23 protein-coding genes are annotated in these 23961 nt (G+C 67.9%); 7 read left to right on the top strand and 16 right to left on the bottom strand.

Annotated elements, in window-relative coordinates; genetic code table 11:
• Positions 1 to 6: 6 nt before the first annotated feature.
• From ADE01S_RS15410 to ADE01S_RS15400, 3 genes are all read left to right on the top strand, one after another.
• Complete coding sequence (locus tag ADE01S_RS15410; RefSeq protein WP_062682600.1) at positions 7 to 507, top strand: TRAP transporter small permease; 501 nt, start codon at positions 7 to 9, stop codon at positions 505 to 507.
• Complete coding sequence (locus tag ADE01S_RS15405) at positions 500 to 1801, top strand: TRAP transporter large permease (RefSeq protein WP_062682599.1); 1302 nt, start codon at positions 500 to 502, stop codon at positions 1799 to 1801. Before ADE01S_RS15410 ends, ADE01S_RS15405 begins: the two co-directional genes overlap by 8 nt.
• A gap of 347 nt (positions 1802 to 2148) precedes the next feature.
• A complete protein-coding gene (locus ADE01S_RS15400; RefSeq protein ID WP_062682598.1) occupies positions 2149 to 3219 on the top strand; it encodes a porin in 1071 nt (356 codons plus the stop codon).
• Positions 3220 to 3227: 8 nt separating this feature from the next.
• On the opposite strand, the gene ADE01S_RS15395 is transcribed toward ADE01S_RS15400, so the two are convergent.
• From ADE01S_RS15395 to ADE01S_RS15335, 13 genes are all read right to left on the bottom strand, one after another.
• A complete protein-coding gene (locus ADE01S_RS15395) occupies positions 3228 to 3935 on the bottom strand; it encodes an ABC transporter ATP-binding protein (RefSeq protein ID WP_062682597.1) in 708 nt (235 codons plus the stop codon).
• Positions 3936 to 3939: 4 nt separating this feature from the next.
• Entirely contained in the window at positions 3940 to 4662 is a 723-nt protein-coding gene (locus tag ADE01S_RS15390) for an ABC transporter ATP-binding protein (RefSeq protein ID WP_062682596.1), read from the bottom strand.
• A complete protein-coding gene (locus ADE01S_RS15385) occupies positions 4643 to 5632 on the bottom strand; it encodes a branched-chain amino acid ABC transporter permease (protein WP_062682595.1) in 990 nt (329 codons plus the stop codon). The genes ADE01S_RS15390 and ADE01S_RS15385 overlap by 20 nt, the downstream gene beginning before the upstream one ends.
• 3 nt (positions 5633 to 5635) lie before the next feature.
• A complete protein-coding gene (locus tag ADE01S_RS15380) occupies positions 5636 to 6487 on the bottom strand; it encodes a branched-chain amino acid ABC transporter permease (protein ID WP_062682594.1) in 852 nt (283 codons plus the stop codon).
• A gap of 48 nt (positions 6488 to 6535) precedes the next feature.
• Positions 6536 to 7786 (bottom strand): ABC transporter substrate-binding protein, encoded by a 1251-nt coding sequence (locus ADE01S_RS15375; protein WP_062682593.1) that lies wholly within the window; start codon positions 7784 to 7786, stop codon positions 6536 to 6538.
• Between the two features lie 225 nt (positions 7787 to 8011).
• Positions 8012 to 8818, bottom strand: a complete 807-nt coding sequence (locus ADE01S_RS15370; RefSeq protein ID WP_062682592.1) for a putative hydro-lyase — start codon at positions 8816 to 8818, stop codon at positions 8012 to 8014.
• Between the two features lie 109 nt (positions 8819 to 8927).
• Positions 8928 to 9833: a LysR family transcriptional regulator gene (locus ADE01S_RS15365; RefSeq protein ID WP_062682591.1), complete on the bottom strand. Its 906-nt coding sequence runs from the start codon at positions 9831 to 9833 to the stop codon at positions 8928 to 8930.
• A gap of 48 nt (positions 9834 to 9881) precedes the next feature.
• Positions 9882 to 11231: an amidase gene (locus ADE01S_RS15360; protein WP_062682590.1), complete on the bottom strand. Its 1350-nt coding sequence runs from the start codon at positions 11229 to 11231 to the stop codon at positions 9882 to 9884.
• Between the two features lie 86 nt (positions 11232 to 11317).
• A complete protein-coding gene (locus tag ADE01S_RS15355) occupies positions 11318 to 12001 on the bottom strand; it encodes a DUF2848 domain-containing protein (protein WP_062682589.1) in 684 nt (227 codons plus the stop codon).
• A 75-nt stretch (positions 12002 to 12076) separates the two neighbouring features.
• On the bottom strand, positions 12077 to 13360 hold the full coding sequence (locus ADE01S_RS15350) for a TRAP transporter large permease (RefSeq protein WP_062682588.1): 1284 nt from the start codon (positions 13358 to 13360) through the stop codon (positions 12077 to 12079).
• Positions 13357 to 13977: a TRAP transporter small permease subunit gene (locus ADE01S_RS15345; protein WP_062682587.1), complete on the bottom strand. Its 621-nt coding sequence runs from the start codon at positions 13975 to 13977 to the stop codon at positions 13357 to 13359. The genes ADE01S_RS15350 and ADE01S_RS15345 overlap by 4 nt, the downstream gene beginning before the upstream one ends.
• 285 nt (positions 13978 to 14262) lie before the next feature.
• Positions 14263 to 15309 (bottom strand): TRAP transporter substrate-binding protein, encoded by a 1047-nt coding sequence (locus ADE01S_RS15340; RefSeq protein WP_062682586.1) that lies wholly within the window; start codon positions 15307 to 15309, stop codon positions 14263 to 14265.
• A gap of 361 nt (positions 15310 to 15670) precedes the next feature.
• The gene (locus ADE01S_RS15335) at positions 15671 to 16576 is read right to left on the bottom strand and encodes a LysR family transcriptional regulator (protein WP_062682585.1); all 906 of its coding nucleotides are present in this window, start codon (positions 16574 to 16576) and stop codon (positions 15671 to 15673) included.
• Between the two features lie 86 nt (positions 16577 to 16662).
• Here ADE01S_RS15335 and ADE01S_RS15330 point away from each other — a divergent pair, with 86 nt between their 5' ends.
• Together ADE01S_RS15330 and fabV are read left to right on the top strand one after the other, a co-directional pair.
• Positions 16663 to 17622: a DMT family transporter gene (locus ADE01S_RS15330; RefSeq protein WP_062682584.1), complete on the top strand. Its 960-nt coding sequence runs from the start codon at positions 16663 to 16665 to the stop codon at positions 17620 to 17622.
• Positions 17623 to 17722: 100 nt separating this feature from the next.
• Positions 17723 to 18913 (top strand): enoyl-ACP reductase FabV, encoded by a 1191-nt coding sequence (gene fabV / locus ADE01S_RS15325; protein WP_062682583.1) that lies wholly within the window; start codon positions 17723 to 17725, stop codon positions 18911 to 18913.
• A gap of 15 nt (positions 18914 to 18928) precedes the next feature.
• Here fabV and ADE01S_RS15320 read toward each other — a convergent pair whose 3' ends face one another.
• The 3 genes from ADE01S_RS15320 to ADE01S_RS15310 all read right to left on the bottom strand — a co-directional run bounded on the left by ADE01S_RS15320 (position 18929) and on the right by ADE01S_RS15310 (position 20969).
• Positions 18929 to 19234: a hypothetical protein gene (locus ADE01S_RS15320; RefSeq protein ID WP_062682582.1), complete on the bottom strand. Its 306-nt coding sequence runs from the start codon at positions 19232 to 19234 to the stop codon at positions 18929 to 18931.
• 77 nt (positions 19235 to 19311) lie between these two features.
• Entirely contained in the window at positions 19312 to 20046 is a 735-nt protein-coding gene (gene serB, locus ADE01S_RS15315; RefSeq protein ID WP_062682581.1) for a phosphoserine phosphatase SerB, read from the bottom strand.
• Positions 20047 to 20060: 14 nt separating this feature from the next.
• Positions 20061 to 20969: a LysR substrate-binding domain-containing protein gene (locus tag ADE01S_RS15310; RefSeq protein WP_062682580.1), complete on the bottom strand. Its 909-nt coding sequence runs from the start codon at positions 20967 to 20969 to the stop codon at positions 20061 to 20063.
• Between the two features lie 246 nt (positions 20970 to 21215).
• Here ADE01S_RS15310 and ADE01S_RS15305 point away from each other — a divergent pair, with 246 nt between their 5' ends.
• Entirely contained in the window at positions 21216 to 22292 is a 1077-nt protein-coding gene (locus ADE01S_RS15305; protein WP_062682579.1) for an ABC transporter ATP-binding protein, read from the top strand.
• 13 nt (positions 22293 to 22305) lie between these two features.
• Positions 22306 to 23952, top strand: coding sequence for an ABC transporter permease (locus ADE01S_RS15300; protein ID WP_062682578.1), 1647 nt, complete (start codon positions 22306 to 22308; stop codon positions 23950 to 23952).
• Positions 23953 to 23961 lie beyond the last annotated feature (9 nt).

The following is a 23961-nucleotide window of genomic DNA, read 5'->3' as shown; positions in this document are numbered from 1 at the left end:
CTGCCCATGCGCCGCTTCTTAGATGGTCTTTACGGCGCGGCCGGCCTGCTGGCCGGCCTGTGCACGATCGGCGTGCTGGTATCGGTGCTGGCGGCGATCATCGCCCGCCAGCTCAGCATGAACATCCCCGGCACCGACGCCTATGCCGGGTACTTCATGGCCGCCGCCGGCTTCCTCGCCCTGTCCAGCACCTTCAAGCACGGCGAGCACATCCGCGTGACGCTGCTGCTCAATTCCCTGCAACCCGCCTCCGGCCGCCGGCTCGATATCTTCGCGCTGGCCGTCGGCTGCCTGCTGGCCGCCGCCTTCGCGTTCTTCAGCGCCAAGCTGACCTACGACTCCTGGCAATTCAACGACATTTCCACGTCCAACGACGCGACGCCGCTGTGGATCCCGCAGATCAGCATGGCGGTCGGCACGCTGCTGTTCCTGGTCGCCCTGATCGACGAATTGATCCGACGCTCACGCGGCCTGGCCGCCGCCACTTCGCAGCAAACCCATGAATGAACTCCTCGTCATTACCCTATTGGTGGTCTCGATCTTCGTCCTGCTGGGCTGCGGGGTCTGGGTCGGCCTGACGCTGGCGGGCACGGCCTGGATCGGCATGGAGATCTTCTCCAGCCGGCCCGCGGGCGACGCCATGGCGGTCACCATCTGGGGCGCGTCCTCCAGCTGGACGCTGACCGCCCTGCCGCTGTTCCTGTGGATGGGCGAGATCCTGTTCCGCACCCGCCTGTCGGAAGACCTGTTCAAGGGGCTCGCCCCCTGGCTCAACCGCCTGCCCGGCCGCCTGCTGCACACCAACGTGATCGGCTGCGCCATTTTCGCGGCGGTCTCGGGCTCGTCCGCGGCCACCTGCGCCACGGTGGGCAAAATGACCATCCCCGAGCTGACGCGCCGCGGCTACCCCGAGGAGAAGATCCTCGGCACGCTGTCGGGCGCCGGCACGCTGGGCCTGCTCATTCCGCCCTCGATCATCATGATCGTGTACGGGGTGGCGGCGGACGTGTCCATCGCCAGGCTGTTCATCGCCGGCATCGTGCCCGGGATCCTGCTGGCCCTGCTGTTCATGGGCTACATCGCCTGGTGGGCGATCCGCAATCCGGGCCAGGTGCCGCCGGCGGACCCCGGCCTTTCGTTGATGCAGAAACTGTCGCGCTCGCGGCACCTGATCCCGGTGATGCTGCTGATCGGCGCGGTGCTGGGCTCCATCTACACCGGCATCGCCACCGCGACGGAAGCCGCGGCGGTGGGCGTGGTGGGCGCGCTGGTCCTGTCGGCGCTGCAAGGCTCGCTCAACCGCTCCACCTTCATGCAATCGCTGCTGGGCGCCACCCGGCTGTACTGCATGATCGCGCTGATCCTGGCGGGCGCGCAGTTCCTGACCCTGGCCATGGGCTACATCGGCCTGCCGCGCGCGCTGGCGGAATGGATCGGCGGCCTGGGGCTGTCGCAGTTCGGGCTGATCATGGCGCTGATGGTGTTCTTCATCGTCCTGGGCTGCTTCCTGGACGGCATCTCCATCGTGGTGCTGACCATGGGCGTGCTGCTGCCGACGGTGCAGGCGGCCGGCATCGACCTGATCTGGTTCGGCATTTTCATCGTGTTCGTTGTGGAAATGGCACAGATCACCCCGCCGGTGGGCTTCAACCTGTTCGTGCTGTCGGGCATGAGCGGCCGCGAGCTGCCCTACATCGCCCGGGCTTCGCTGCCGATGTTCTTCCTGATGATCCTGGCCGTGCTGCTGCTCTATGCCGTGCCGGGCATCGCGACATGGCTGCCTCAGCACATGACGCTGTAGGCCCGCCCGGAGCCCCCGAAAACCCCGTTCCCGCAACGGGGTTTTTTTTCGCCCGCCGCGTCCGCAAAGGCGGCCCCAGGTCCACCGCCGCCGGTTTCGGGATTCTGTAAACCCGGGAAAACGACGAACGAATCCGGCCCTGTCCCGCCCCCAAACTTTTTTAGAATCCCCAGGCGCCCTTGCCTCCTCTCGGCGGGGCGCGATCATGCAACCGAGGCTGCCGCCCGGACCCGCGCTCATCCGAAAGCGTCGGCGCGGCGGCCCAGCGCCTGGCGATCCGCCAAGCGCAACAGGCCGGGCCACAAGCCCGGCGCAAACAGAAACAGCGATACCTGGAGGAGCCCCGCATGAAACGCATCACCTTGTCCCTGGCCCTGGCAGGCCTCGGCCTCGCCGCCGGCGCGGCCAGCGCCGAAACCAGCGTCACCCTGTACGGCATCGCCGACGTCAGCATCCGCTACCTGAGCACCAGCTCGGGCGCGGTCGGCCAGGACGGCAGCCGCGTGTCGATGGAGAACGGCGCCATTTCCAACAGCCGCTGGGGCCTGCGCGGCTCCGAAGACCTGGGCGGCGGCAACCGCGCCTTCTTCCGGCTGGAGAACGGTATCAACCTGCAGAACGGCCGCGGGTCGGACACGACCAAGGCCTTCAGCCGCCTGGCCTACGTGGGCCTGGACGGCGGCCAGGTCGGCACCCTGACGCTGGGCCTGCAAAACACCCCCATGTTCGACCTGCTGGCCGACTACTTCGACCCGCTGACCGTGGGCAACTACGACCAGAACGCCTGGCTGCCCGCCGCCATGTCGCGCGTGCGCACCAACAACATGACCAAGTACGCCAATACCTTCGGCGACCTGTCCGTCGTGCTGTCCTGGGCCAACGGCGAAGACTGGGACGACCACAAGGCCGGCGAGCAGTACGGCGCCAGCCTGCGCTACATGATCGGGCAGCTGGGCCTGGGCGCGGCCTACCAGCAGACCTACGACGCCACGGATTCCGACCTGCGCCAGCGCGTCTGGAACCTGAACGCTTCCTATCAGTTCGACGGCGCCAAGGTCTTCGCCGGCTACTACAACGGGCGCGACGAGACCGGCTGGGTCAACGGCGTCATGGGCGGCACCACCACCGCCAGCCTGGACCGCAAGGACAACGGCTATTTCGCCGGCGTGACCTGGCAGGCCACGCCGCGCTGGGCCATCACCGGCGCCGCCTACTACGACCAGAGCAAGAACGTCGTGGAGGAAGGCGACAAGGGCAAGCGCTACGCGCTGGTCGCCGTGGCCGAGTACTCGCTGTCCAAGCGTTCGCAGCTGTACGGCACCGTGGACTGGAACAAGGTCAGCGACGCCGCCAGCGGCGAAATCGCCGGCAAGAGCAACCAGCTGGGCGCCGCCGTCGGGTTCCGCCACATCTTCTGAGCGCGGCCCTACATGCCGAGGTACGCCTTGCGCACCTCGTCCGAGGCCGCGAGCTCCGCGGCCTCGCCCGACAGGGCCACGCGGCCGCTCTGCATCACGTAGGCTCGCGCCGCCACCTCCAGCGCCTGCGCCATGTTCTGCTCCACCAGCAGCACCGAGAGCCCGTCGTCGCGGTTCAGCGCCGCCAGCGCATCGAATACCTGCTCCACCAGCAAGGGCGACAGGCCCAGGCTGGGCTCGTCGATCAGGAGCAGGCGCGGACCGCTCATCAGCGCGCGGCCGATCGCCAGCATCTGGCGCTCGCCCCCGGACATCGTGCCCGCCAGCTGCTCGCGCCGCTCCTGCAGGCGCGGAAACAGCGCGTAGACCCGCGCCAGCCGCTCGCGGTAGACGCGCTCGTCGCGCACCGTGTAGGCGCCCAGGCGCAGGTTCTGCTCGACCGGCTGGCGCGCGAACACGCGCGCGCCTTCGGGAATCATGGCGATGCCCTGCGTCACCAGCTTGTCCGGCGACGTGCCGGTGATGTCGCGCCCTTCGAAGATCACCCGCCCGCCCTTGGGCCTGACCGAACCGACGATCGCCATCAGGGTGCTGGACTTGCCCGCGCCGTTGGCGCCCAGCAAGGCGGCGATCTCGCCCGGCCGGACTTCCAGCGACACCCCGCGCACCGCCTGCACTCCGCCGTAGGCGACGCTCAGGTCCTCCACTTTCAGCATCGCATCAGGCACGGTGCTTTCTCCCAAGATAGGCTTCGATGACGGCGGGATCTCGCACGATGTCCTGCGGCACGCCCTCGGCGATCATCTGGCCGAAGTTCAGCACCAGCACGCGCTGCGCCAGGCGCATGACCACCTCCAGCACGTGCTCCACGATGATGAGCGTGACCCCGGCGGCGTGGATGCCGCGCAGGATCTCGGTGAGCGCGATGGCCTCGGCCGGGTTCAGGCCGCCGGCCACTTCGTCCAGCAGCAGCATGCGAGGCTCGGTCGCCAGCGCGCGCGCCAGCTCGACCCGCTTCTGCCCCGCCACATTGAGCTCGGCCGCGCGCACGTCGGCGCGGTCCGCCAGCCCCACCAGTTCCAGCACCCGGGCGGATTCCCGCCGCGCGTCGGGCAGGCGCGGATGGCGCAGCAGCGCGCCGACCATGGCGTTCTCCAGCACCGTCATCTGCCCGAAGCTGCGCGGGATCTGGTAGGTGCGCACCAGGCCCATGGCGGCCACCTGCTCCGGCCGCCTGCCTATCATCGAATGGCCGTCGAAGGTCACCGTGCCCGAGGTGGGCTCGTGGTGGCCCACCAGGCCGTTGAACAAGGTGCTCTTGCCCGCGCCGTTGGGGCCGATGATGGCGACGATCTCGCCGGCGTCGACCGACAGCGAAATGTCCTTATTGGCCACCAGGCCGCCGAAGCGCTTGGTCAGGTTCTTAACGTCCAGCAGAGCCACGGCGCCTCCTCAATGTCACCAATCCGCCCGGCAGGAACATCGTGACCAGCAGAATGGCCAGGCCGAAGACCAGCAGGTCCAGGCCCATGCCGGAACTGCCCCACAGCACGCGCGTGCCTTCGGACAGCGGCAGCAGCACCGCCGCCCCCAGCCAGGGGCCGAGCAGCGTGCCCACGCCGCCCAGGATGGTCACCAGCACGACCTGCACGGACATGGTCAGGTTGAACATGGATTCCGGGTCGATGAAGCCCACGTACATGGCGAAGAAGCCGCCCCAGACGCCCGTCATGCCCGCGGAGATCACGAAGGCCAGCATCTTGTAGCGGTCGGCCGGCACGCCCAGGCTGCGCGAGGCGGCCTCGTCGCCGTTGATCGCCCGCCAGTAGAAACCGGTCTTGGAATGCACCAGGAAGAAAGTGGCGCAGAAGGTCAGGAACGCCAGCCCCACGGCGATCCAGTAGTACGGCACCTTGCTGCGGAACAGCAGCATCCAGGCGGCGTCGCCGATGGGCGCCTCCAGGCCCACCGCGCCGCCGGCCCACTCCCAGTTGATGAGCAGCAGCAGGCCGATCTGCAGCAGCGCGATGGTGGCCATAGCGAAGTAGTGGCCCGACAGCCGCAGCGTGGGGCCGCCCACCAGCCAGGCCAGCGCCGCGCTGATCAGCCCGCCCAGCGGGATGCCCAGGAGCGGCGTGAGCTTCAGGTGATGCAGCAGCAGCAAGGTGGTGTAGCCCCCCACTCCCACGAACACGCTGTGGCCGAAGGAGATCCGGCCCAGGAAGCCGCCCACCAGGTTCCAGCACGCGCCCAGCGCGCCGAACATGATGGCCAGCAGCAGCACCTGCAGGGTGAAGGCGTCTTTCACCACCAACGGCACCAGCGCCATCAAGATGGCGGCGGCGGCCGCCGCCGCGACGGGCCACTTGGGCACGCCGGACGACGAAGTATCGATTTTCCGTGTCGTCTGCATCGCTTACCACCGTCCGAACAGGCCGCGCGGCCGATACCAGAGAACCAGGATGAACAGGATGAACACGCTGACCGTCTTCATCGCGGGCGCGACGAAGTAGCCCGTCATGGCCTCGATGATGCCGATCAGGATCCCGGCGATGAAGGCGCCCGGCAGCGAACCGAAGCCGCCCATGCAGACCGCCACGAACGCGAGCAGGCCGAACACCGTGCCCACCGAGGGAAAGACGTAGAAGAAGGTGGTCAGCAAGGCGCCGGCCAGGCCGACCGCCGCGCTGCCCAGCATCCAGACCTGGGCGTTGACCCGGTCGGGCGAGATGCCCACCAGCGCGGCCACCTGGCGATCTTCCGCCACGGCTTGCAGGGCATGGCCCCAGCGGGTGCGGTACACCAGCACGAACAGCGCCGCCACGACCACCAGGGCGACCAGTCCGGTCACCACCTGGGGCCGGCCCAGCGAAATGCCCGCCACCGTCACGCTGCCGGACACCAGCGTGTCGGGCAGGCTGCGGTAGTCCGGGCTGAAGGCGATGAAGGCGATCTGGCGCAGCACCAGGCCCAGCCCGAAGGTGGCCAGGATGACCGCCATCGCCGGCCCCTTCTGCAGGCGCCGGATGATCAGGGCGTAAGTCAGGAAACCGACGAAGGCGAGCACGATGGCCACCAGCGGCGCCGACAGCGTCGGGTCGATGTGACCCAGGGTATAGAGCCAATAGGCGGCATACATGCCCAGCATCAGGAATTCGCCATGGGCGAAATTGATGACGTCGGTAATGCCCCAGATCAGCGCCAGCCCCACCGCCACCGCGGCATAGATCAGGCCGTTGAACAGGCCTGCCGAGAGAGCTTCGAACATGGAGTGCTCCTGCGGCGGGCCCCGCGGCCCGCCGCGTCAGACTGAGGGTTACTTCCAGGCGAACGGCAGCGTGGGCAGGCTCTTGTCGGTGCGGTACTTCTCCGGCCAGACGGTTTGGTAGGAGGCGCCCTTCAGCTCCAGGATCAGGCCCGAACCCTTGGTGTTCTGGCCCTTGGCGTCGAACTGCACGCCGGCCCAGGGCATGGCCACCTGCGCTTCGCCCAGGTTGGTCTCGACCAGGGCCTTGCGGATCGCTTCCGGATCGGTCGAGCCGGCCCGGTTGATCGCGTCCGCCAGCACCAGCACGCCCTGCATGGAACGCGCGTTGTTGCCGTTCAGGTCCTTGCCCGTCTTGGCCTTGTACATATCGTTGATCTTCTTCAGGCCCGCCTTGGCGGCGGCGACGTCGTTGCCCCACACGTCGCGGGTCAGCACGCCCTGCACCTGGGGGCCCACTTCCTGCACGAAGCGCGAGTCGATGAAGCCCGCGTCGTTGGCCAGCAGCACCGGCGGCGCGTACTTGCTTTCGCGCATGGTGCGCACGAACAGCATGGCGTCCGAGGTGTAGCTCGCGAAGATGGCCACATCGGGCTTGGCGGCGGCCAGCTTCTGCACCTCGGCCGTCACCGAGGCCGATCCCGCGCTATAGGCGATGTTGGCGACCAGTTCGCGCTTGTACTGCTTGGCGAACTTTTCGACCGCCTTGTAGGTGTTCACGCCGAAGTCGGTGTTCTCGTACACCACGGCGATCTTGCCCGTCGGCACCGCCTTCACGCCGTCCAGGAACTGCATCATGTTTTCGACGAACGTGTCGTCGTTGGGCGAGGTGCGGAAGAACCACTTGTAGCCGCGCTCGGTGAGGTCGGGGCTGCTGGATTCCCCGTTCACGTAGGGAATGCCGCGCTGCTCGGCGATGCGGCTGGCCGTCTTGGTCACGGCGGACTGGTAGGCGCCGGTCAGGGCCACCACCTTTTCCTGGTCGATCAGGCGCTGGGCGTCGGCCAGGCCCACTTCGGGCTTGCCCTGGGAGTCGCCGAACACCACTTCGATCTTCGCGCCGCCGAGCTTGGGCAGGCCGCTGCCGGAGGCCAGCGGGATCCCCTCTAGCTCCGGATGCGGATTGTTGATGATGTCCACGGCCAGTTCGACGGCCGCCTTGATTTCCGAGCCGGTCGACGCCAGCGCGCCGGACAGCGGATAGATCGCGCCGATGCGCACCGCCTTCTGCTGCGCCTGGACAGGCACGGCGGTCATCAACGCCAGACTCGCGGCGACACCCGCAATGAGCTTCATCTTCATTACTAGACTCCTGGATTGGTGCGGCTAGGTGAGAAAACTATGCAAATGCACGGGCCGCGGCGCGCCGGGCAGGCGCGCGCGGGCTCGCGTCGGCCCGGCGACCTCCGGTCGGGAGCTGCCAGGCCCTGAAGTGTTGTCGCCATTTCCCCTTGTCCTTTGATGGATCGTTTTGGTGGCACAACCGGTACTGCTGAAACTGGCTCGGGCTCGTGCCCGCGCGGACGGTCAGAAGACCGCCATCCTGCTATTGACGAGATCCGTGACCAGCATGTGGCCCGGCGCATGCGTGATGCAGAATTCGGGCCGCACCGCCGCCACCACGGACTGCGGGGTGACGCCGCAAGCCCAGAACACCGGCATTTCGCCCGCCCGTATCTCAACGGGATCACCATAGTCCGGGCGGTCGATGTCGGCAATCCCGATCAACGCGGGGTCGCCGATATGCACCGGCGCGCCGTGGACCGAAGGAAAGCGCGACGTCACCTGGATGGCCCGGATCGCGTCGGCGGCCTTCAAGGGACGCATCGAGACGACCAGCGGACCGCTGAAGACGCCGGCGGCGTGGGTCGGGACGTTGGTGCGGTACATCGGCACGTTGCAGCCCTGCTCGATGTGGCGCACGGGCAGGCCGTTGTCCAGCATCGCCTCTTCGAACGAGAACGAACAGCCGATCAGGAAAGACACCAGGTCGTCGCGCCAGATGTCGCGCACGTCGGTGGGTTCGGCCACCAGTTCGCCGTTCTTCCAGACGCGGTAGCGCGGGATGTCGCTGCGGATGTCGATGTCCTGGCCCAGTTCCGGCAGCGCCGGATCGCCCGGCTCGGACATCGCCAGCAAGGGACAGGGCTTGGGATTGCGCTGGCAGAAATGCAGGAAATCCGCCGCCAGCGCGCGCGGCAGGATGGCCAGGTTGGCCTGCACGTGGCCGGGCGCCAGGTTCGCGGTGGGACCCGTCAGCTTGCCGCTGCGGGCATCCAGCCGCGCCTGGCGAGCCAATTCCACGCTGGCACGCGGCCCGGGATTCGAAACCATGCCTACTCCCCTACGAAGACGATATCGGTAAGCGGACATTGCACCGGAACCCGGCTCCCTCGTCCAATCACATGTTCCGATAGACCCCGATCAAAATTCCTTATCAGGGTTATGCCGGATGGCGCAACGCCTCTTCGCGGGCGATCTGCTGCGCCGCCTCGGCCACCGCCCGCGGGATCTGGCTATCGGGCCCCTGCATCCAGCAGGCCGTGTAGTGCAGCGGCGGCAAGGCCGGCGCCTTGACGTCCAGGATGCGCAATTCCCCCTGCGCCAGCTCCTTGTGCAGGATCACCGGCGCGATCACGGCCGTGCCGATGCCGTCCTGCGCCATGCGCACGATCACGCTCAGCGCCGAACTGCCGTACATGCGCGGAGATTCCACGCCGGCCTGCTGCAGCAGCTGGCGCACCGCGCGGTGCGGGTCCGTCGTGGAGGAGTACGTGATGACCGGCCATTCGGCCAGCCGCTTCAGGGGGATGGGCTGGCGCCCCACCTTGAGCTTGGGGCTCGCCACCCAGCGCAGCGGATAGTTGCAGAGGTAGAGGTTTTCGACGCGGGGCTCCTCCATGGGGCCCAGCAGGAACGCCAGATCGATCTGGCGCGAGGCCAGCTGCGTCTTGAGCATCGTGGTGGTGTCCACCTGGATCTCCACCATCAACGCCGGATAGGCGTCGTGCAGGTACTCCATGAGGGTGGGCAGCCAGGTGTGCACGATGGTCTCGGACACGCCCAGCCTGAGCGTGCCGCTCATGACGCTCTTGGCGCGGGCGGCCTCCTGCATGTCGCGGCGCATCTGGAGCATGCGCTCGGCGTGCGAGAGCAGCTCGCGCCCCTTGCCGGTCAGCTTGATGCCGCGGGTGTCGCGGTCGAACAGGCGCACGCCCAGGTCCGACTCCAGCGAGGCGATGCGCTGGGAAATCGCGGGCTGGGTGGCGTTGAGCTTTTCGGCCGCCGCGCGGAAGCCGCCCAGCGTCGCCACCCAGAAGAACGTCTCGATATTGCGCAGATCGATCATGGCACCGGCGTCCGGCTATGAAGCCGTCATCTTAGCCCCCGCAGGCTTTCAGCGGCCCGCGAACAGTTCCTCCACCGACAGGCCGATCGCCAGGATGCGGCGGTCGGCGCCGTTGCTGCCGGCGATCATCAGGCCCACCGGCGCGGTGCCGGCCGCCTGGCACGGCAGCGACAGCGCGCAGCCATCCAGGAAATTGATCAGCGTGGGATTGCGCAGGATCAGGCCGTTGGCGGCGTAGTAGGCGTCGTCGGAAGCCTGCAGATCGGCCACGGCCGGCGCCACGATGGGCGTGGTCGGCATGATCAGCGCGTCGTAGCCGGCGATGCGGCGGTCCACCGCCGCGACCCAGGCCTCGCGGGCGTCCAGCAGATCGAGATAGTCGGCCGCGCCCATGTCCTTGCCGCGCATGATGCGCGACACCACCCGCGGGTCGTAGCGCTTGCCGGCGCGGGCGATCAGGTCGCGGTGCCAGGCCCAGGCCTCGGCGGCGGTGAAGCCGCCCTTGGCGTTGATGCCCGCCAGTTCGGCGAACTCCGGAATCGCGATCTCGTCGACCAGGGCGCCGGCGTCCTTCAGGCGCTGCACCGCGGCGGCGAAGGTTTCGGACACGTGCTTGTCCATGGCGTCCAGCGCCAGCGTGGTCGGGATGGCAAGCCGCAGGCCGCGCAGCGGCAGCGCCTCGGGCACCGGGCCGCCCTCGCCGGACAGGATGGCGTCCAGCTCGGCGCAGCAGCGCACGCTGGCGGCGATGGGGCCGATGGAATCCAGGTTGGCCGACAGCGGCAGCACGCCGGCCATGGACACGCGCCAGGCGCTGGGCTTGAAGCCGGTCAGGCCGCAAAGCGCCGCGGGAATGCGCACCGAACCGCCGGTGTCCGAACCGATGGCGGCCGCCGCCATGCCGTCGGACACGGAGACGGCGGCGCCCGAGGACGAGCCGCCGGGGATGCGGCCGGTGGCGCGGTCGTAGGGGTTCAGGGGCGTGCCGTAGTGGGGGTTGATGCCCAGGCCCGAATAGGCGAATTCGGTCATGTTGGTGCGGCCGATGATGACCGCGCCCGCCGCGATCAGCCGCTGCACGACTTCGGCGTTGGCGTCGGCCGCCGGCTCGCCTTCGCGCGCCACCGAGCCCGCCATCGTGGTCTCGCCTTCGATGTCGAACAGGTCCTTGATGCTGATGGGCAGGCCTTCCACCGCCGAGCGGACGATGCCCGCCGCGCGCAGCGTGTCGGAGGCGCGCGCCTGCGCCAGCGCCGACTCTGCATACAGCCGGGTAAAGACGCGGGCGCCCTCGCCCGCCTCGTCCTGCGCCCGGGCCAGGGCGGCTTCGGTGAGCTCCACCGAGCTCGAACGGCCCTCTCGCAGGGCCAGGGTCAGATCATTCAGGGTCGAAACCATAGTCATCCTAGTGCCGCCGCGCGGCATGAGTGCGAATCGGCGCGCCCGTCGTGGGCGCGCCTAGCGATCAGCGCCGGGGGCCGGACTCAGGCCACCACGGGGAGCGTTTCGACATGATAGCGGTGACGCAGGCTGCGCTGGCGGCGCGGATCGTGCAATTCCATCGTGAAGTCGACCGACGGGCGGATGCCGCCGATCGCGCCCACCGTGCCGCAGGTCATGCCGGCGCCTTCCGGCAGCACCGCGGCGCCGCCGGTGTAGCCGGCGATCAGGTCCTGCGGCGTGCGCAGCGAGGCCAGCGGGCCTTCCTGGTACAGCACTTCCACGCCGTTCTCGACGATGTAGGAGCGGATGACCAGTTCGTCCCAGTAGTCGGCCACGTCGGCCAGGCGCCAGGCCTGGCGGGCCACGGGCTTGACGCAGACCTGCTTGGACATTGCCACGCTGTAGGTTTCGAGCTTGCGGTCGGTGTGGTCGGAGGCGATGCTGACGTACATCTCGCCGTCCACCGCGAACACGAAGGTCTCGACTTCGCCCGAGGAATCCTCGCCCAGCGCCTGGACGGTTTCGTCCTGGGTCAGCTGGTTGTCGGCGATACGGTAGTACAGCGGCACGCTGCTGGGACGCGGCACGCCGATGGCGGCCAGCTCCTCGATGTGGTGCTCGATGGCGGCCATGTCGCGCCCGGCCCAGCCGGCGACGATCACGGTGTTGAAGTCGACCTCAACCTGGCGCGGTTGCGAATCTTCGATCTGGAATACGGCTTTCATATCTGTCCTGCGGAAACTAGGGAGTAAGCGACGCGGCGGTCCGCCGCGTCCGGAAGGTGTCTGGAGGAATGCGCGTCAACTGAATACGCGCGGCAGCCACAGCGCCAGGTCCGGCCAGAAGGCCAGCAGCGCCAGCATGACGAACATGGCCGCGACGAACGGCAGGCTGCCCACGATCACCGCGTTCATGGACCCGCTCTTGCGCAGGCTCTGCACCACGAACAGGTTCAGCCCGACCGGCGGCGTGATCAGCGCGGCCTCGACCAGGATGATGATCACGATGCCCAGCCAGATGGGGTCGAAGCCCAGGCCGATCATGATGGGCGCCACGATGGGGATGGTGGTGATCATCATGGACAGCGTTTCCATGAAGCAGCCGAGCACCAGGTAGAACACCACCACGATCAGCAGCATCCAGCCCGGCGACAGGCCCAGGCCCGTGATCGATTGCGTCAGCGCGTCGGTCAGGCCGGTGGCGGACATGACGAAGTTCAGGAAGCTGGCCGCGATGACGATCAGCATGATCATGGCCGTGGAACGCATGGTCCCTTCCATGACTTCGCGCAGCATCGACCAGCTCAGGCGCCGGAACCACGCCGCCAGGATCAGCGCGCCCAGCACGCCGAGCGCAGCCGCCTCGGTGGGGGTCGCCAGGCCGGCGTAGATGGAGCCCACCACCAGGAAGAAGATGCCCATGGGCGGCGCCAGGTGCACCAGGCTGGCCAGCCGCTGGCCCCAGGTCGCCTGGATCTTCTTGCCGCCCCAGGACGGCTTGGCCGCGCACGCGATCACGACGGTGAGCATGAACAGCGCGGCCATTGCGAAGCCGGGGATGATGCCGGCCAGGTACAGCTTGGGCACGGACGAATTCGTCAGCACGCCATAGATGACCAGGTTGATGGACGGCGGGATCAGGATGCCGAGCGTGCCCCCGGCGGCCAGGCTGCCCAGGAACAGCGGCTCGTTGTAGCCGTACTTGCGGATCTGCGGAATGGCGACGGTGCCCACGGTCGCGGCCGTGGCCACGCTGGAGCCCGAAGTGGCCGAGAACAGCGTGGAGGCGCCGATGTTCGCGTGCATCAGGCCGCCCGGCAGCCACGACAGCCACAGGCTCATGGCGCCGTACATGCGCTCGGCGAAACCGGCGCGCAGCAGCACTTCTCCCAGCATGATGAACAGCGGAATCGCCACCAGCAGGAATTCGTTATTGGTGCTCCAGGAGATTTCGCCGATCGCGCGCGACAGCGGCAGCATGGAGAACAGCGGGTCCAGTATCAGGCCCAGCACGCCCAGCGCCGCGCCCACCGGAATGGACAGGCCGATCAGCACCAGGAGCAGGATCAATGCGGTGGAAATCATGCGGTTTCTCCCCTCACCATGCGCTCGCCGGCGGCGGCTTCGTCGTCGGCTTCTTCCTGTGCCGAACGCACGCCGCAAATGTTCTTGACCAGTTCGAGGTCGCCCGTCACCAGCGCCGCCGAAGCGCGCGCCAGCATCAGCGCCACCGTGACGCACATCCAGGCCAGGCCCAGCACCCACAGGCCCTGCGGGATCCACAGCGGGGTCGCCAGCGGCGTGTTGGCGGTCGACTTCTGCGCCCACGAGGCCTGCACCACCTCGGACGCGTAATAGGTCAGGTAGACCATGAAGATGGCCAGGGCCACCATCGAAATCCAGTCGAGCACGGCGGCGACGCGCACCGGCATGTGCTGGTACAGCACGTCCACGCGCACGTTGGCGCGCTGCAGCGTGGCGAAGGCCAGCGCCCAGGAGGTGCTGATGGCGAAGGCATAGCTCGACAGTTCGTCGGCGCCGCCGGTGGTGAACCCCAGGAACTTGCGGGCCAGCACGTCGAACGAAATCAGCAGTACGCTGGCCACCGTCAAGCCCCCGCCGGCCCAAACGGCCATGCGCGAGAAACTCTCGGCGCGCCGCAAGATGCCGCCGAGCAGGCGGAAGTGTTCGGATTGAGTCATGAAAGAACCTTTACGGGGTCGACTCCAGGTCGCGTCCCCATCTATGTAACGAGCCGTCCCCAGTCGGGATGCCGCGGATCCGGCTCCGCCATGTAGCGGGCCGTCCCCCGGCGGGATGCCGCGGATCCGGCTCCGCCATGTAGCGGGCCATCCCCAGGCGGGATGCCGCGGATCCGGCTCCGCCATGCAGCGAGCCATCCCCTAGCGGGATGCCGCGGATCCGGCTCCGCCGGTCCGCAGGCATGCCCCCCCGGGGGGGAAGCGCGCAGCGCTTCGGGGGGGGACCTACTTCTTTGCCACCACGCCCAGCGTCTTGCCGATGGTGGCGTTGAAGTCCTTCACGCACTGGGCCGAGCAGCGGGCCGCCCACTTGGGCAGCACGGCTTCCTGCGTGACCTTCTTGAGCAGTTCGCGGTCGGCGTCCGAGGGCTGGACCAGGACCATCTTGCCCTTGACGGGATACGGGCACGCGGCGGCGCCGGTGTTGCAGTCGTAGCCTTCCTGGGTCTGGCGCGCGGCGGCGTCCCAGATGTTGTCGACCAGCGTCTTCACGTTGGTCTGCAGGAACGTGCGCACGTTGGGATCCAGCTTGTCCCAGGCCTTCTGGTTCACGGCGTGGATCTGCTGGTTCCAGTTGATCGGCAGCGCGACCAGGTGGGTGGACACTTCGTACCATTTGGCCGAGTAGCCCGACAGCGAACCCGTGATGGCGCAGTCCACCACCTTGTTCTGCAGCGCCGGCACCACTTCACCGAACGCCATCGTCACGCTGGAACCGCCCAGCGCCTCGACGAACTCGGCGGTGGTGCGGCTGCTGGTGCGGACCTTCTTGCCCTTGATATCGGCCAGGCCCTTGATCTCGGCATTGCAGAACAGCACCTGCGCCGGGTAGGTGGAAATGCCCAGCAGCTTGACGTTGTTGCCTTCGCCGTACAGCTTGGCGTAGACCGGCTCGAACGCGTCGGTCACGGCGCGCGCGGTCTTGACGTCCGGCGCCAGGCCGGCCAGGTCGATCGCCTCGTTGATCGGGTTGTCGCTGGCGAAGTAGGCCAGCGTGGCGGTGCCGAACTCGACCACGCCCTGCGACATCAGGCGCAGCAACTCCGGACCCTTGAGGCCCATTTCGTTGAAGCCCTTGATCGTGGCCGTGACCTGGCCCTTGGAAAGCTCGGGGATCGTCTTGGTCCAGAACGGCTTTTCGTAATCGTTGTAGGCGGTCAGGTTGCTCAAGCCTCCCACGACCTTCAATTCGGTCTTGGGCAGGTCCTGCGCCTGGACGGTGCCGGCCAGCAGGCTGGCGGCGACGGCGGCGAACACAAGAGACTTCTTCATGGACAAAAACTCCTAGCTGGCGGGATGGTATGCCGCGCGCGGGATCCCGTTATCCTCGTCGCGCGCGGATGGCTTATCGGGAAGTCAGGAGCCCCGCGGCGATCATTGTTCACGCGCCGCCATTGCAGCGTCAGGGCCTGGCGGCGTCCAATCGTATGTTGCGATACGGGGGTATAAATATTTCTTGGGTCTCGCGCGCGGCGCGGCGCGCGTTTTCCGCAAACGACGCGGCCATGCGGCTTTGCGGGCGGCGGCCCGGCACTCGGCGCGGCCGCCGCCACATCCCTGACGAATAAAGGGACACCGTCTGCTGGGGAAAACACCTAGGGTCCGCGCCCCGGTTCCCCCCCGGTCACGGCCCCTAGCAGGGCGTGCCGTCGCCGGCCTGGGCCGCCACCTTCTGGGCCATTTGCGCGATCAGGCGCACGGCATGGCTGTCCGGCCCCTGCACCCAGGTTGCCGTGAAGCTCAGTTCCGGCAGCGGATCGGCCTCCACGCGCAGGATGCGCAGTTCGCCCCGCGCCAGCTCCTTGCCCAGGAACACCGGCGCGATGACGCTGGTGCCGATGCCGTCCTGGGTCATGCGCACCACCATCGACATGGAGGCGCTGCCGTACATGCGCGGCGCGTTCACGCCGGCGCGCGTCAGCATGTCGCGGACCACGCGGTAAGGCGCGCTATTGGAGGGGTACGTGATGATGGGCAGCTTGCCGATGCGTTCCAGCGTCAGCGGCTCGGGCCCCAGGTCCAGCACCGGGCTGGCCACCCAGGCCAGCGGATAGGTGCAGAGCGGCAGGTTCTCGACCCTGGCCTCCAGCACCGGCCCCATCAGGAAGGCCAGGTCGATCTGGCGCGACATCAGGTGCGAGCGCAGCACGTGGGTGGTGTCCACCTCGATCTCCAGCACCAGCGCCGGGTAGCTCGCATGGATCAGTTCGATCAGGGTGGGCAGCCAGGTCTGCACGATGGTCTCGGCCACGCCGATGCGCACCGTGCCGCTCATGACGTTCTGCTCCCGCGCGGCCTCGAACATGTCGCGGCGCACCTGCAGCATGCGCTCGGCATGCGACAGCAACTCGTGCCCCTTGCCCGTCAGCTTGACGCCGCGCGCGTCCCGCTCGAACAGGAGCACGCCCAGGTCGGCCTCCAGCGAGGCGATGCGCTGCGATACCGCAGGCTGGGTCGTATTGAGTTTTTCCGACGCGGCGCGGAAGCTGCCCAGCGTGGCGACCCAGAAAAAAGTTTCTATATTGCGTAATTCGATCATGAGCCTGTTCCCCCGGCGCGATGAGCGTATCATGTCAGCCGCCCGCCAGTACCCTGGAACAGTGCCCCAAAATAAGGAGTTTTCAAATGACCCCGGCCGATAACGGTCGTACGCGCTCCGGCGCGCCCGCCGCGCGCGGCCCGATGGTCGGGGTGCTGCTGTTGGTGTTGTCGATGTGGACGCTGTCCTGTCTGGACGCCAGCGGCAAATGGGTGATGAACGAGGGCGTGCCGCTCCTGGTGCTGTCGTGGTTCCGCTACGCGGTGCACCTGCTGCTGGTGCTGGCCCTGGTGCTGCCAGCGCGCGGGCTGCGGATATTGCGCAGCAACAAGCCGCGCGAGCAGATCCTGCGCGGCGGCTCGATGTTCCTGGCCACGCTCATGTTCTTCACGACCCTGAGCTACATCCCGCAGGCGGAAGCCACCGCCATCAACTTCCTCGCCCCGCTCCTGGTGCTGTCGGTGGCGCCCTGGGTCCTCAAGGAACCCGCGCGCCTGTCGCGCTTCATCGCCGCGGGCGTCGCCTTCGTCGGCGTGCTCATCGTGATCCGCCCCGGCGGAGGCCTGCATCCGCTCGGCACGATCTTCGGCCTGATCACCGCCTGTTGCTTCGCGGTGCAATTCATCGCCACGCGGCGCGTCGCGGGCGACGACCCGTTCACCTCGCTGATCTGGAGCGGCGCGGTCGGCACCCTTTTCCTGACGCTGGCCCTGCCCTTCATCCTGCCGCCCGCCCTGCCCGTGCTGCGGGCCCTGTCCCTGACCGACTGGGCGCTGCTGATTTCCACCGGCATCACGGGCGGCCTGGGCCACCTGTTCCAGATCGCCGCCTACCGCCGGGCGCCCGCTTCCACGCTGGCGCCGTTCGTCTACCTGCAGATCATCAGCGCCACCTCGGTGGGTTGGCTGGTCTGGGGCCATTTCCCCGACGCGCTGACCTGGCTGGGCATCGCCATCATCTGCGCCAGCGGCATCTGCATCGGCGTGGTGGAATGGCGCCGCGGCCGCGCGCCGGCCGCCGTGCTGGCCGGCGCCCGCGCCCGCTGACCCCGGGGTGCCGGCCCGGGGCGCCTCCCGTACAATGCGGGTCGCCCTGGCGCTTTGCGGCAAGGGCCCGTCCCCCGGCATTCCCCGAATCGAGGCCTCCATGATCATCAAGCCCCGTGTGCGCGGCTTCATCTGCGTCACCACCCACCCCGTCGGCTGCGCCGCCAACGTCAAGCACCAGATCGACTACGTCAAGGCGCAAGGGCCGATAGCCGGCGGTCCCAAGCGCGTGCTGGTGCTGGGCGCCTCGACCGGCTACGGGCTGGCGGCGCGCATCAGCGCGGCTTTCGCCTGTGGCGCGCAGACGCTGGGCGTCTGCTTCGAGCGCCCGCCCGAAGGCGGCAAGCCCGGTTCCGCGGGCTGGTACAACACCGCCGCCTTCCACGAACACGCGCAGGCCGAGGGGCTGTACGCCAAGAGCATCAACGGCGACGCCTTCTCCGACGAGATCAAGCAGAAAGTCATCGAGGCCATCAAGCGCGACCTGGGCCAGGTCGACCAGGTGGTCTACAGCCTGGCCTCCCCGCGCCGCACGCACCCGAAGACCGGGGAAGTCTTCAATTCGACGCTCAAGCCCATCGGCGGCGCCGTCACCCTGCGCGGCCTGGACACCGACCGCGAAGTGGTGCGCGAAGCCGTGCTGGAACCGGCCACCCAGGCGGAGATCGACGCCACCGTCGCCGTCATGGGCGGCGAAGACTGGCAGATGTGGATCGACGCCTTGCTGGAGGCCGGCGCGCTGGCCGAAGGCGCCACCACCACGGCGTTCACCTACCTGGGCGAGAAGATCACCCACGACATCTACTGGAACGGCTCCATCGGCGCCGCCAAGAAGGACCTGGACACGAAGGTGCTGGACATCCGCGCCAAGCTGGCCGCGCGCGGCGGCGATGCCCGCGTCTCGGTGCTGAAGGCCGTGGTAACCCAGGCCAGCTCGGCCATCCCGATGATGCCGCTGTACCTGTCCCTGCTCTTCAAGGTCATGAAGGAGCAAGGCACCCACGAAGGCTGCATCGAACAGGTCTACGGCCTGTACCGCGACAGTCTTTGCGGACCCGCGCCGATCCTCGACGAGGAAGGCCGCCTGCGAGCCGACCGCAAGGAGCTCGATCCGGCGGTGCAGGCCCGCGTGCAGGCGCTGTGGGACCAGGTTTCCAGCGAAAACGTCTACCAGATGACGGACTTCGCCGGCTACAAGCAGGAATTCCTGCGCCTGTTCGGCTTCGAGGTCGAAGGCGTGGATTACGAGGCCGAGGTCGATCCGGCCGTGGAAATCCGCGGCCTGCTCTGACCGGCCCCGGCCGCGTCAGAGGTAGTCGAGCGTCACGACCTTGTGGCGCCGCACTCGGTCATCCGGCCAGGAAGCTGCCGACGAGACGCTGGTGCTCACCTTGACGCGGTTCCCGGCGGGCACGGCCGACCCGCCGCCGGGCGCCCCGCAGTTGACGCGGGGAGCCCCCTTTCCCCCGCTACCGCCCTTGATATCGACCTTGCATGCCGCCGGCTCCATGATGGCGCCGCTGAAGCGGATCATGCCGCTATTGGCGCTGGCGACGACGGGAACCAGCAACAAGACAACAGACAACGCACGCGTCAAAGCTTGAACAGTCATGACGACTCCTGAGCGCAGGCAGGTCTGGAAGGCGGGTTCACCTTCCCTACCCCTGATTACGGCGTCGTCTCGGCAAACTATACGTCGGGAAAACAACTACGAGGTCGGACCAACTCCAGCAGCCGGTCCAGGCCGCCCTCGTCGATGGCCACCTTCACCTCCTGGCGCACCGCCGGCTTGGCGCGATAGCCCACCGACAGGCCGGCCGCCCGCATCATCGGCAGGTCGTTCGCGCCGTCGCCCACGGCGATGGCCCGGTCCGGCCCGACTCCCAGCGCCGCGCACACCTCCAGCAGCTTGCGCCGTTTCTCCTCGCCATCGCAGATGTCGCCCCAGGGCTGGGGCAACAGCCGGCCGGTCAGGCGCCCGTCTTCCACTTCCAGCACATTGGCGCGCACGTCGTCCAACCCCAGGCGCGCGCGCAGGCGGTCCGTGAAGCAGGTGAAGCCGCCGGTCACCAGCAGGCAGGTCAGGCCCTCGGCCTTGCAGGCCGCGATCAGCGTTTCCGCGCCCGGATTGATGCGCAGCCGGTGTTCGTAGACCTCGTCCAGGGCGGCCTCGGGCATGCCGGCCAGGAGCGCCACGCGCTCGCGCAGGCTCTGCTTGTAGTCGACGATTTCGCCGCGCATGGCGGCCTCGGTCAAGGCCGCCACTTCCGCCTTCCTGCCCATCAGGTCGGCCATTTCGTCCAGCGTTTCGATGGAGATCAGGGTGGAGTCCATGTCGAAGGCGATGACACGGTAGTCCGACAGCGCGAGCGGCGGCGCGATGCCGCGCCAATGCAGGCCGGGAGTCGGGTTGGGCAACAGCATGGGAAGATCCTTGTCTATCCGGGTTGGGAGGGGTCGCGCCCTTGCGCGCACAGCCACTCGATGAACAATTGCGCCGAGGCCGCGGCCGGGCCGTCCGGGCGGTACAGCGCGTGGATGCCGGCGTTGGGCAGCTGCGGCTCCGCGAACAGCGGGCGCAGCCGGTCGGCGCGGATGTCGTCGTCCAGCAGGCACCACGGCGCCAGGGCGATGCCCAGGTCGTTCATGGCGGCCTGCATGCACAGGAATTGATGGTCGAAGACCGGCCCCGGCAGTTGGGCGGGCACGTCCACCTTCGCCAGCGCGAACCAGCGCGGCCAGTGGTCCATGCCGCCGGCGATCTTCAGCAGCGGATGGCCCAGGCAGTCCGCGGGCGCGGCCAGGCGGTTGCGTTCGATGAAGCGCGGCGACGCCACCGGCACGTGGAAGTCGTCCAGGCAATGCACGCAGGCCAGCTCGGAATGCGCCATGTAGCCGTGGCGGATCAGCACGTCGCTGCCCGCGTCGCCGCCGCGGTCGAGGAACGGCCGCCCCTGCGTGGTCAGTTGCACGTCGATGCCGGGATGCCGTTCCTGGAACGCCGACAGCCGCGGGATCAGCCATTTCATGGTCAGGGACGGCGTGGCGCAGACGCGCAGCACGCCGCCGTAGGCCGGCGATTTCAGCTTGGCGGTGGCCGCGGCGATGCGTTCCAGGCTGGCCTGGACCTCGGGAAAATAGGCCTGCGCGCAGGGCAGCAGCGCGACGCCGCGCGCCTCGCGCGCGAACAGGGGCTGCCCCACATACTCTTCGAGGATGCGGATCTGCTGGCTGACGGCGCTATGCGTGATGCTGAGTTCATCGGCCGCCGCGGTAAAACTGCGCAGGCGCGCCGCGGCCTCGAACACCCGCAAGGCCTTCAGCGGTGGCAGGCTGGGGCCCGCCATTTCAGTTGTAGCCCGCCCGCGCGCCCGCCCGGCGCCGCGCTGTGCTGCTCTTTCCCACGTTTACCCTTGTCGTCTATTTATTGTCGGCGCGCCGCGCCACGCGCGCGCACCGCTATCCAGCGGCATTCTAGGGGATCGGGCGCCCGCCGACCTCTTAGAAAATCTAACGCCACGCCTTAAAAAACACTGCTGGTCGCCGCGGGGCACCGTTCCTATGATGCCGACAATCTCAGGCAGGAACCCAACATGGCATCAATCACGGTAGACGGCATCGTCAAAACCTTCGGCGGCCAGCAAGTGCTGCGCAATCTCTCGCTGCACATCCCGGACGGCGCGTTCTACACGCTGCTGGGGCCGAGCGGCTGCGGCAAGACCACCCTGCTGCGCTGCATTGCCGGCTTCTACGCGCCCGACGGCGGCCGCCTGCTGTTCGACCAGGACGACGTGACCCACGTCTCCGCGCACCGCCGCGACATCGGCATGGTGTTCCAGGACTACGCCCTGTTCCCCGACAAGAGCGCCTTCGACAACGTGGCCTACGGCCTGCGCGCACGCGGCGTGGCGCGGGCTGAAATTTCCCGGCGCGTCAACGAAGCGCTCGACAAGGTCGGCCTGCTGGCGCTCGCGGACCGCTACCCGGCGCAGATGAGCGGCGGGCAGCGCCAGCGCGTGGCCCTGGCGCGCGCGCTGGTGATCCGCCCGCGCGTGCTGTTGATGGACGAGCCCCTGTCCAACCTCGACGCCAAGATGCGGTTGCAGATGCGCGACGTGATCCTGGACCTGGTCCGCGAAGCCGGCATCACCACCGTCTTCGTGACGCACGACCAGGAAGAAGCGCTGGCGATGTCGGACCGGATCGCGATCATGGACCACGGCGACATCGCCCAGCTGGGCACGCCCGAGGAACTCTACGGCACGCCGGTGAACGCCTACGTGGCGGACTTCATCGGCTCGGCCAACGTGATCCCGGTGCCGGCGCGCAACGGCCAGGCCGGCGCGCCCGCCGGCCATGTCCGCTACGAACTCTGCGGCTTGGGCTTCGACGGCGTGCAGGGCAGCGATCAGCTCGCCGACAACGGCGTGCTGATCGCCCGCCCGGAAGAACTGGCCCTGATGGCGCCCACGCCCTACGTGCCCAACACGCTGCCGGGCAAGGTGCTTCGTCGGCAGTACCTGGGCTTCAAGACGGCCTACCGGATCGCCCTCGCCAACGGCTCGGAGATCCGCGTCGAGCTGCATGCCGGCAATATGGTGGCGCAGTTCCAGCCCGGCGAAGCCGTGCAGGTGCTGATCCCTGCCGACAGCCGCGTCGTCAACGCCTGAGGACGCGCGCGCCATGAAAATCCAATGGTGGCCCTGGGGCATCCTCACCGCGATCAGCCTGGCCCTGCTGCTGTTCTTCGTGCTCTATCCGCTGGGCGTGCTCTTCGGCAACAGCGTCACCGGCCAGGACGGCGGCTTCTCGCTGGAAGGCTTCCGGGCCCTGCTGGCCGATTCGCAGTACGTCGAAGCCTTCGGCAATACGCTGATCCTGGGCCTGGCCGTCACCACCTGCACGGTGCTGGTGGGCGTGCCGTTCGCCTACATGGTGGCCCGCTACGACTTTCCGCTGAAGAACCTGGTGGCGATCCTGCCGGTGCTGACCATCGTCATCCCCGAGATCATCGTGGGCCAGTCCTGGCTGCTGATCCTGGGCAACAACGGCATCCTGACGAACCTGCTGGGCGACGCCGGCATCTCGCTGCCGTCCTTCTACGGCTGGACGGGCATGGTGTTCTCCATGACGCTCGTCTACTACACCTACATCTACCTGGGCGTGCTGGCCGCGCTGCGCGGCTTCGACGGGCAGCTGGAGGAAGCGGGCCTGAGCCTGGGCACGCCGCCCTTCCTGACCAAGCTGCGGGTGCTGGTGCCGGTGCTGCTGCCCGCGGTGCTGGTCAACGCGCTCGTCGTGTTCACGCTGGTGGTGGGGAACTTCGCGCTGGCGATGCTGCTGGGCAGCCGGGTGCCGCTGCTGTCGGTCATGACGTACAACACCTTCGTCAGCGAAATGGGCGGCAGCCCGACGCTGCAGAGCGCGATGTCGGTGGTCTCCATCGCCATCGTCGCCATCGTGCTGTTCTTCCAGAAGCGCGTGGTCGAGCGCAAGGTCTACACCATGACGCAGGGCCGCGCCCCGGCTGCCGTGCGCGTGCGGTCGTGGACCGCGGCGCTCTATACCGGCGGCGTGGGCATGGTGATCTTCATCTCGATGCTGCCGCTCATCGTCGTCTTCATCGCGGCGTTCACCAAGACCAGCGGGCCGGTCATGCAATGGGGCCAGTGGTCCCTGGCCAGCATGCAGCGCGCGCTGCACGGCGCGCCCGAGCCCATCCTGAATTCGCTGAAGTTCGCCTCGCTGGCCACGGTGCTGGGCGTGGCCTTCGCGGTGCTGGCCAGCTACCTGACCATCAAGAAGCGCAGCGCCTCCACCCAGGTGCTGGACTACATCGTGGTGCTGCCGCTGACCATCTCGGGCACCGTGCTGGGCATCGCCCTGGTGCAGACCTTCAATACCGGCTGGCTCGTGCTGGCGGGCACCTCCGGGATCATGGTGCTGTGCTACACGGTGCGCCGCCTGCCCTTCGCGGTGCGCAACGCCTCGTCGGTGCTGTTCAACATCCCCGAGTCGATCGAGGAAGCCTCGATCAGCCTGGGCGTGTCCCCGCTCATGACCTTCTTCAAGGTGGTCCTGCCCGCCATGAAGGCATCGATCATCTCGGCCGCCATCCTCATGTGGCTGACGACGATCTCCGAGCTGTCGGCCTCCATCGTCGCCTACAGCGGCGGCCTGGAGACGATGCCCATCGCCATCTTCCGCCAGGTCGACGGCGGCAGGCTGGGCATGGCTTCGGCCTACGGCGCGGCGCTGGTCACGGTGATCGTGCTGCCCATCATCGTGTCCGTCAAAGCGTTCCGCATCAAGCTGTTCTCCGGCAAATAACCCACTCGC

Origin of the sequence: Achromobacter denitrificans NBRC 15125, assembly GCF_001571365.1 — a bacterium.
Taxonomy (GTDB): Bacteria; Pseudomonadota; Gammaproteobacteria; order Burkholderiales; family Burkholderiaceae_B; genus Achromobacter; species Achromobacter denitrificans.
The sequence above is the reverse complement of the archived record's forward strand: the minus strand, read 5'-3'. Positions and strand labels throughout refer to the sequence as shown.

What these genes read in the sequence shown, in the direction of transcription:
- ADE01S_RS15335 (WP_062682585.1), bottom strand. Translation starts at nt 16,576, where the DNA reads ATGATCGAATTACGCAATATAGAAACTTTTTTCTGGGTCGCCACGCTG.
- ADE01S_RS15305 (WP_062682579.1), top strand. Translation starts at nt 21,216, where the DNA reads ATGGCATCAATCACGGTAGACGGCATCGTCAAAACCTTCGGCGGCCAG.
- ADE01S_RS15365 (WP_062682591.1), bottom strand. Translation starts at nt 9,833, where the DNA reads ATGATCGATCTGCGCAATATCGAGACGTTCTTCTGGGTGGCGACGCTG.
- ADE01S_RS15385 (WP_062682595.1), bottom strand. Translation starts at nt 5,632, where the DNA reads ATGCAGACGACACGGAAAATCGATACTTCGTCGTCCGGCGTGCCCAAG.
- ADE01S_RS15340 (WP_062682586.1), bottom strand. Translation starts at nt 15,309, where the DNA reads ATGAAGAAGTCTCTTGTGTTCGCCGCCGTCGCCGCCAGCCTGCTGGCC.
- fabV (WP_062682583.1), top strand. Translation starts at nt 17,723, where the DNA reads ATGATCATCAAGCCCCGTGTGCGCGGCTTCATCTGCGTCACCACCCAC.
- ADE01S_RS15380 (WP_062682594.1), bottom strand. Translation starts at nt 6,487, where the DNA reads ATGTTCGAAGCTCTCTCGGCAGGCCTGTTCAACGGCCTGATCTATGCC.
- ADE01S_RS15345 (WP_062682587.1), bottom strand. Translation starts at nt 13,977, where the DNA reads ATGACTCAATCCGAACACTTCCGCCTGCTCGGCGGCATCTTGCGGCGC.
- ADE01S_RS15330 (WP_062682584.1), top strand. Translation starts at nt 16,663, where the DNA reads ATGACCCCGGCCGATAACGGTCGTACGCGCTCCGGCGCGCCCGCCGCG.
- ADE01S_RS15410 (WP_062682600.1), top strand. Translation starts at nt 7, where the DNA reads ATGCGCCGCTTCTTAGATGGTCTTTACGGCGCGGCCGGCCTGCTGGCC.
- ADE01S_RS15310 (WP_062682580.1), bottom strand. Translation starts at nt 20,969, where the DNA reads ATGGCGGGCCCCAGCCTGCCACCGCTGAAGGCCTTGCGGGTGTTCGAG.
- serB (WP_062682581.1), bottom strand. Translation starts at nt 20,046, where the DNA reads ATGCTGTTGCCCAACCCGACTCCCGGCCTGCATTGGCGCGGCATCGCG.
- ADE01S_RS15370 (WP_062682592.1), bottom strand. Translation starts at nt 8,818, where the DNA reads ATGGTTTCGAATCCCGGGCCGCGTGCCAGCGTGGAATTGGCTCGCCAG.
- ADE01S_RS15360 (WP_062682590.1), bottom strand. Translation starts at nt 11,231, where the DNA reads ATGGTTTCGACCCTGAATGATCTGACCCTGGCCCTGCGAGAGGGCCGT.
- ADE01S_RS15320 (WP_062682582.1), bottom strand. Translation starts at nt 19,234, where the DNA reads ATGACTGTTCAAGCTTTGACGCGTGCGTTGTCTGTTGTCTTGTTGCTG.
- ADE01S_RS15355 (WP_062682589.1), bottom strand. Translation starts at nt 12,001, where the DNA reads ATGAAAGCCGTATTCCAGATCGAAGATTCGCAACCGCGCCAGGTTGAG.
- ADE01S_RS15405 (WP_062682599.1), top strand. Translation starts at nt 500, where the DNA reads ATGAATGAACTCCTCGTCATTACCCTATTGGTGGTCTCGATCTTCGTC.
- ADE01S_RS15400 (WP_062682598.1), top strand. Translation starts at nt 2,149, where the DNA reads ATGAAACGCATCACCTTGTCCCTGGCCCTGGCAGGCCTCGGCCTCGCC.
- ADE01S_RS15300 (WP_062682578.1), top strand. Translation starts at nt 22,306, where the DNA reads ATGAAAATCCAATGGTGGCCCTGGGGCATCCTCACCGCGATCAGCCTG.
- ADE01S_RS15375 (WP_062682593.1), bottom strand. Translation starts at nt 7,786, where the DNA reads ATGAAGATGAAGCTCATTGCGGGTGTCGCCGCGAGTCTGGCGTTGATG.
- ADE01S_RS15395 (WP_062682597.1), bottom strand. Translation starts at nt 3,935, where the DNA reads ATGCTGAAAGTGGAGGACCTGAGCGTCGCCTACGGCGGAGTGCAGGCG.
- ADE01S_RS15350 (WP_062682588.1), bottom strand. Translation starts at nt 13,360, where the DNA reads ATGATTTCCACCGCATTGATCCTGCTCCTGGTGCTGATCGGCCTGTCC.